Origin of the sequence: Pradoshia sp., assembly GCF_051873915.1 — a bacterium.
Lineage (GTDB): Bacteria > Bacillota > Bacilli > Bacillales > Pradoshiaceae > Pradoshia.
Genome location: NZ_JBJEFJ010000186.1, coordinates 1 through 5,364 on the forward strand (window position 1 = coordinate 1; position 5,364 = coordinate 5,364).

Here is a 5,364-nt window from a genome sequence, read left to right on the forward strand (position 1 = left end):
GACAATTTGGAACTCTTCAAAAGCAATTACTATCCTGCTTTTGGAGAGTTTTCTTTTTTCTCCCTTTCAATCTAACAATTTTAATAGACAAGAGAGAGGTAAGGTGATATTGTGATATAATGTTTTAGCAGATAAAAATTCCTGGTCATCCAGGTGGAGTGATAGGTGAAAAATGGATACAACAAACAAGAAAAATGATGTAGTGAAAGGAAACGAAGGCACAACCAAGGCATTTGACATACAAGCTGCCTTGAGAGAATTGTTTAGCGTGCGAATGATTCAGCGTTTGAAGCTGTGCGGATTCATCGCAGGGAGAATCTGGGTACGTTTGAGCATACCAGGTCTTCTGAAATTATTTATTACACGAATCCATTAAGCCTCCCTGAATCGGGCACCATTCGAGAAAAGCATCTGCTCACGGATGCTTATTTATTTTTTCGCATAAAGGCGGCGGACAGAATGCACTGTCCGCCGCTGTTTATTTATAGGGAATGATGAGCCTTGATCTCATATTGAGTGATTTTCTTCTGTCTTTTGGCATATAGGATATTGCTCGTTGTGTAAATGATAAGGGCAATCCAAATGCTTAGGAAGGATCCCCATTCAAAAGCGGTCAATGTCTCTCCGTAAATGGAAACGGCGACAATCAGCATAAGAGTCGGCGCTAAATATTGCAGGAATCCGAGCATTACATAGCTGATTTGTTTGGCGGCTGAAGAAAAGAGAAGAAGCGGTACGACCGTAACAAGTCCGCCCCCAATCGCTACCGCATTCAAGCCCGACCCGTAGCCCATGAAAGCATGTTCGGCAAAAAAGAGCAAATAAATGAGTGCGAACGGGGAGATGATTAAGGTTTCAATGGTCAATCCTGTCCATGTGCTCACAGAGACCTTCTTCTTGATCAGCCCGTATAAACTGAACGTAATCGCCAGGCTGATAGCCGCCCATGGGACAGCCCCTTGACTGATGGATAAAAGGACTACCCCGATTGCTGCAATGACAACTGCAACCATCTCACCTGAGCGCAGCCGTTCCTTCAACAGCAGCATCGCAAACACAATATTGACGAGCGGATTTATGTAATAGCCAAGACTGGCGGATAAAATATGATTGCCGTTAACCGAAAAAATGAACAGGAACCAGTTGATAGATATGAGCAAAGTGGCCGCTGTCATGGCCAAAAGAGTTCTCGGCTGCCGAGTAATCTGACGGAGCTCGGTCATGACACTTTTCCACCTGCCAAAGATGGCAATCAGTACGACCATGAATACAAAGGACCAAATCATACGATGCGCCAATATCTCCACAGCATCGATCTCCCCGGCAAGCTTCCAATACATCGGCAGGATTCCCCAAATGAAATAGGAGCCTGCACCAATCCATATTCCAATCTTCTTTTCTCTCTCCATAAGCACGCTTCTTTCTGTAAGTTCTCGTATTAAGTTGAACTCATTATACTCCTGTTTCCTGAATTAGGAAACTTTACAGTCTTATGAATGCGCTTGTTTAGTATGAGTCATTTTGCGTATGCTAAAAGCAAAAAATGGAGGACGTACCTTTGAAAAGAATCTGTGGACTTCTTATCTTACTGACGATATTTATGCCGTTGAATGCACAGGCTGCAGAGAAGATTCCCATTCTCGTTTATCATTCCATCGCTGAATATAAAGGGCATGGAGACCAAGAATTATATGTCGCACCGGATGTTTTTGAAAAACAGGTCCTGTATTTGCGTGAGCATGGATTTACCCCGCTTACCTTCGAGGATTGGGGGAAATTGGATAAAGTCGAGAAGCCAATCTTCCTCACCTTTGATGATGGATACAAAAATAATCTGCAGGCATTTGCTGTTTTTCAAAAGCTGCAAACAAACGATTTTCTGCCAAAAGGGACCTTCTTTGTTATATCGGATTTTATCGGACGCAAGAACCGGTTATCGGAAAACGACTTGAAAAGGCTCGCTTCCTCTAATCTCATATCAGTTCAATCCCACACAGCGACCCATCCAGATTTGACGAAGACAGAGAATCTGGAGGATGAATTAAAGGGCTCGAAGGAAACCATTGAGCAAATTACGAGCAAGCCGGTGGTTGCTCTTTCTTATCCGTTTGGCAGTTTTAATGAGCGAGTGATTCGTGAGACAAGGAAAGTGTATGAGTTCGGCCTGACGACTACACCAGAGTATTATATGCTTGGTGGAAAGAAAGAAGAAAACGCTGAATTGCCAAGGCTGTATGTGACAGGCTCCATGTCGATGGATGAATTCGCTGATTTAGTCGAAGGGAAAAAGAAAGAAGGCACCGAGATTTTCCCAGCGCCTTCTAAATCGTATAGATGATTAATCCAGTTTCTGCGGGTGAACTGGTATGGAGCCAATCGGCAGCGGGGCATGGTGAGTGGAGCGGATCCATGACCATGTAACCGATGCGAGCAGCACGAAGCCGACATAGCCCATAATTGGATAGACTGTATTCACTAATGTTGTAAACCCGGCAAAGCTGAGTGCAAACCCGATGAGACCGACTGCACTTACGGAGATACCGAAATAGCGTCCTTGCGGTACAAAGCGGACAGTAAAGGAATAAAACATGCCGACACATGTATTATAGATCATGGCCAATAGAATGATGGATAACAGGTGCCCGACAATCGGGGAGATGTTGTTAGCCAAATAAAGGGTCGGCATGTCCATCTTTTGAGTGACGGCAAAGTTGGTCATCATTCCTGCATTGATAAGAAGGAGCAGCACTCCAAGAAGGATGCCTCCGATAATGCCCCCGACACCAGCTTGCTTCTTATCCTTGAAGGTTCCGCCGATGACAGAGAGCATTGAGAAACCAACGGCAACATTAAAGGATACATACAGGAGTCCGCTCATCATCCAGTTGGAGGCGGAAGCCTTCGTGACGTCTGCATAATGATTTACCTCATCTGGATTAATACCATTCTTCATGAGGGCATATGCGACAATGACAATGACAATGATCAGCAGGAATGGAGTAATGGAGCTGATAATCCCGATGATCCGTTCAATCTTCAACAGCATCGTCAATACAGCGATGATGGTCATTCCTAAGGCACCGATAAATGCAGGGATGCCGAATTGCTGCTCAACAATGGAGCCCGCCCCGGCAATCATGATGACGCCAACGCCAAATAAGAAGAACGATAACACGATATCAAGCGCATTTCCAAGAACGCGGCCGCAAAGGACCGTAATAATTTCTTTATGAGATGTGGCTTGCAGATGGCTGCTCAGCTGGGCAACCTGCATACCGATAAATGCGAACAGGACAGTAGATAATAGAATCGCAGGAATGCTGTACATCCCGAAGTTAGTGAAGAACTGCAGGATTTCCTGCCCGGAGCCAAATCCGGCGCCAACAATGACCCCGACAAAAGCTCCAGCTAAATAGATGCTTTTTTTCATATGTAAGATACCTCTTTTTTTGCCTGAAATCACGGAGATTTCAGATTATTAATATTACTATACTAGCATAATTCAGAACTGCTGAATATAGGGAAAGGCTTATCTATAGGGTAAAGTAATTTTATGGAAATTGAAAGCAAAAAGGGTTAAGCGAAATTAGGAAGGGGGAGGGACATGGTTTTCCATGTCCCGCGGTTCTTATTTCTTTTCCACTTCTTTTAATGGTTTCATCTTGATGAATGCGATAATCAGGACGGTTATTAAAAGCAGTCCCATATAGCCGAATAACGGGTAGAAGAAGGAGACCAATTGTTTGAAGCCGAAGAAGCTGGCACCAAAGGCAATTATCAAGGCGCCGATGACAAACCAATTAAACTTCTTTGTTTTCGGTGTAAAGAAGCGGGTTCCAAAAGAGAAGAACATACTGACGGCTGAATTGAAAATCATCCCGAACAAAATGATGGAGTAGATGATACCGAAAATAGGCGATATAAGATTGGCCAATCCAAGTGACGGCATATCATAATCACCGACCACATCCACCTTGGAGAGAATGGCCAAGTGGTGAATCACAATCAAGATACCGACACCGACACCGCCGAGCATCCCTCCAAATGAAGCAATCCGCTCCTTAGATTCATCTCCTCCCATCACGAGTGTCATGGAGGCGCCCATCGTGATGGCGAGTGAAACATAATTGATGACGGAAGTGAACCAATGACCAGTAGCAGAAGGCTGCTCCCTCGCAATAGCGTCCAGCTCCATGAAGGAATAATCCTTCGTAGCCACACTGTAAACAAACAGGAACACGACCCCTAAGATGAGAAAAGGGGTAATGGAGGCGATGATTTTCACGACTCGATCCACGTTGGAGAGGATGGAAATCAATACGAGAACGGTCATAAGAATGATCCCGACATAGGATGGCAGCCCAAATTGCTGTGCAAAAATAGAGCCTGATCCGGAAATCATTACAACCCCAATACCGAAAAGGATAAAGACGAGGATGGCATCAATCACAAATCCTAAAAATCGTCCGCTGATCTTATAAATAACTTCCTTATGGGAATCAGTGTCAAGCCTGCTGCCAATCTTCGTTAAGACCATTCCTAAATAACCGAATAATACGATGGAAAGGGCAGCACCGATTGTTCCCATCATGCCAAAGCTTGTGAAATACTGCAGAATTTCTTGCCCAGATGCGAAGCCTGCACCGATAATAATCCCGATGAAGGCACTGGCAATTTTAATACTGTTCTTCATGTAGCCTCCTATCAATTGTTGTTGAATATTTGAGAGATTCCACGACCAAATACCCATGCGAGAAATCCTCCCTTTTTGCAAATACCCCTAAATAATAGAAAATAATCCTTTTTGACCCAAAAGGAGTGGAATGTATGTTTTCGTGAAATATGGTATGAAAGGAAGCATGATTGATGCAGACATAAAGGAGATCTAACAGGGAAGAAGAGGAGAGTTCGGCCATAAGTCCTGACTATCGCCCTTACCATGGGAGTTTCGCCCATAAACTGAACTCTTTCGCCCTTAAACGAGTGGAAATCGCCCTTAAACCAAGAAAACGGGGAAATCCTCATTAAAAAAGAAGGCTGTTTCATGCTGGAATAACAGAAATAGACAAGCTAAAGTATTTTTTAAGGAAATCGAACTTTTCAAGGTATTTCTCTGCAAAAATACCCTTAATTACGCTGTTTTGATTTTGTGGGAATCACGAGGAGTCAATAGATAAAAAGAAAGAAGCAGAAACGTTGTTTCCAACATTCCTGCTTCTTTAGAATCATGCTGTTCAGCTGACAGATGATGTTTCAAGCTTAGCTAGGCGTTCCTTTACTTCCTCATCCGTTAATCCATGCTCGACAATATAGCGGTTGCGTGGATGTGTGCGGCATTCGTGGCTGCAGCTGCGCATATATTTA

General features: G+C 43.8%; 5 protein-coding genes and 1 pseudogene. 2 read left to right on the forward strand and 4 right to left on the reverse strand.

Annotated features, from left to right (window positions below):
• Positions 1–172 precede the first annotated feature (172 nt).
• The gene (locus ACI35L_RS16300; protein WP_049670444.1) at positions 173–376 is read left to right on the forward strand and encodes a hypothetical protein; all 204 of its coding nucleotides are present in this window, start codon (positions 173–175) and stop codon (positions 374–376) included.
• A 106-nt stretch (positions 377–482) separates the two neighbouring features.
• On the opposite strand, the gene rarD is transcribed toward ACI35L_RS16300, so the two are convergent.
• Positions 483–1,409, reverse strand: coding sequence for an EamA family transporter RarD (rarD, locus tag ACI35L_RS16305; RefSeq protein ID WP_049670445.1), 927 nt, complete (start codon positions 1,407–1,409; stop codon positions 483–485).
• 149 nt (positions 1,410–1,558) lie between these two features.
• On the opposite strand from rarD, the gene ACI35L_RS16310 reads away from it, so the two are divergent.
• Positions 1,559–2,338, forward strand: a complete 780-nt coding sequence (locus ACI35L_RS16310; protein ID WP_439803322.1) for a polysaccharide deacetylase family protein — start codon at positions 1,559–1,561, stop codon at positions 2,336–2,338.
• Here ACI35L_RS16310 and ACI35L_RS16315 read toward each other — a convergent pair whose 3' ends face one another.
• The 3 genes and pseudogenes from ACI35L_RS16315 to ACI35L_RS16325 form a co-directional block, all read right to left on the reverse strand.
• On the reverse strand, positions 2,339–3,430 hold the full coding sequence (locus ACI35L_RS16315; RefSeq protein ID WP_439803323.1) for a YkvI family membrane protein: 1,092 nt from the start codon (positions 3,428–3,430) through the stop codon (positions 2,339–2,341). It lies immediately after the preceding gene.
• A gap of 198 nt (positions 3,431–3,628) precedes the next feature.
• Positions 3,629–4,693, reverse strand: coding sequence for a YkvI family membrane protein (locus ACI35L_RS16320; RefSeq protein ID WP_439803324.1), 1,065 nt, complete (start codon positions 4,691–4,693; stop codon positions 3,629–3,631).
• A 541-nt stretch (positions 4,694–5,234) separates the two neighbouring features.
• Positions 5,235–5,364, reverse strand: a pseudogene (locus ACI35L_RS16325) (rhodanese-related sulfurtransferase); the annotation flags it as partial.

Bases quoted from the DNA above. Each gene is read 5' to 3' on its own strand.
- ACI35L_RS16320 (WP_439803324.1), bottom strand. From the start codon at position 4,693: ATGAAGAACAGTATTAAAATTGCCAGTGCCTTCATCGGGATTATTATC.
- ACI35L_RS16315 (WP_439803323.1), bottom strand. From the start codon at position 3,430: ATGAAAAAAAGCATCTATTTAGCTGGAGCTTTTGTCGGGGTCATTGTT.
- rarD (WP_049670445.1), bottom strand. From the start codon at position 1,409: ATGGAGAGAGAAAAGAAGATTGGAATATGGATTGGTGCAGGCTCCTAT.
- ACI35L_RS16300 (WP_049670444.1), top strand. From the start codon at position 173: ATGGATACAACAAACAAGAAAAATGATGTAGTGAAAGGAAACGAAGGC.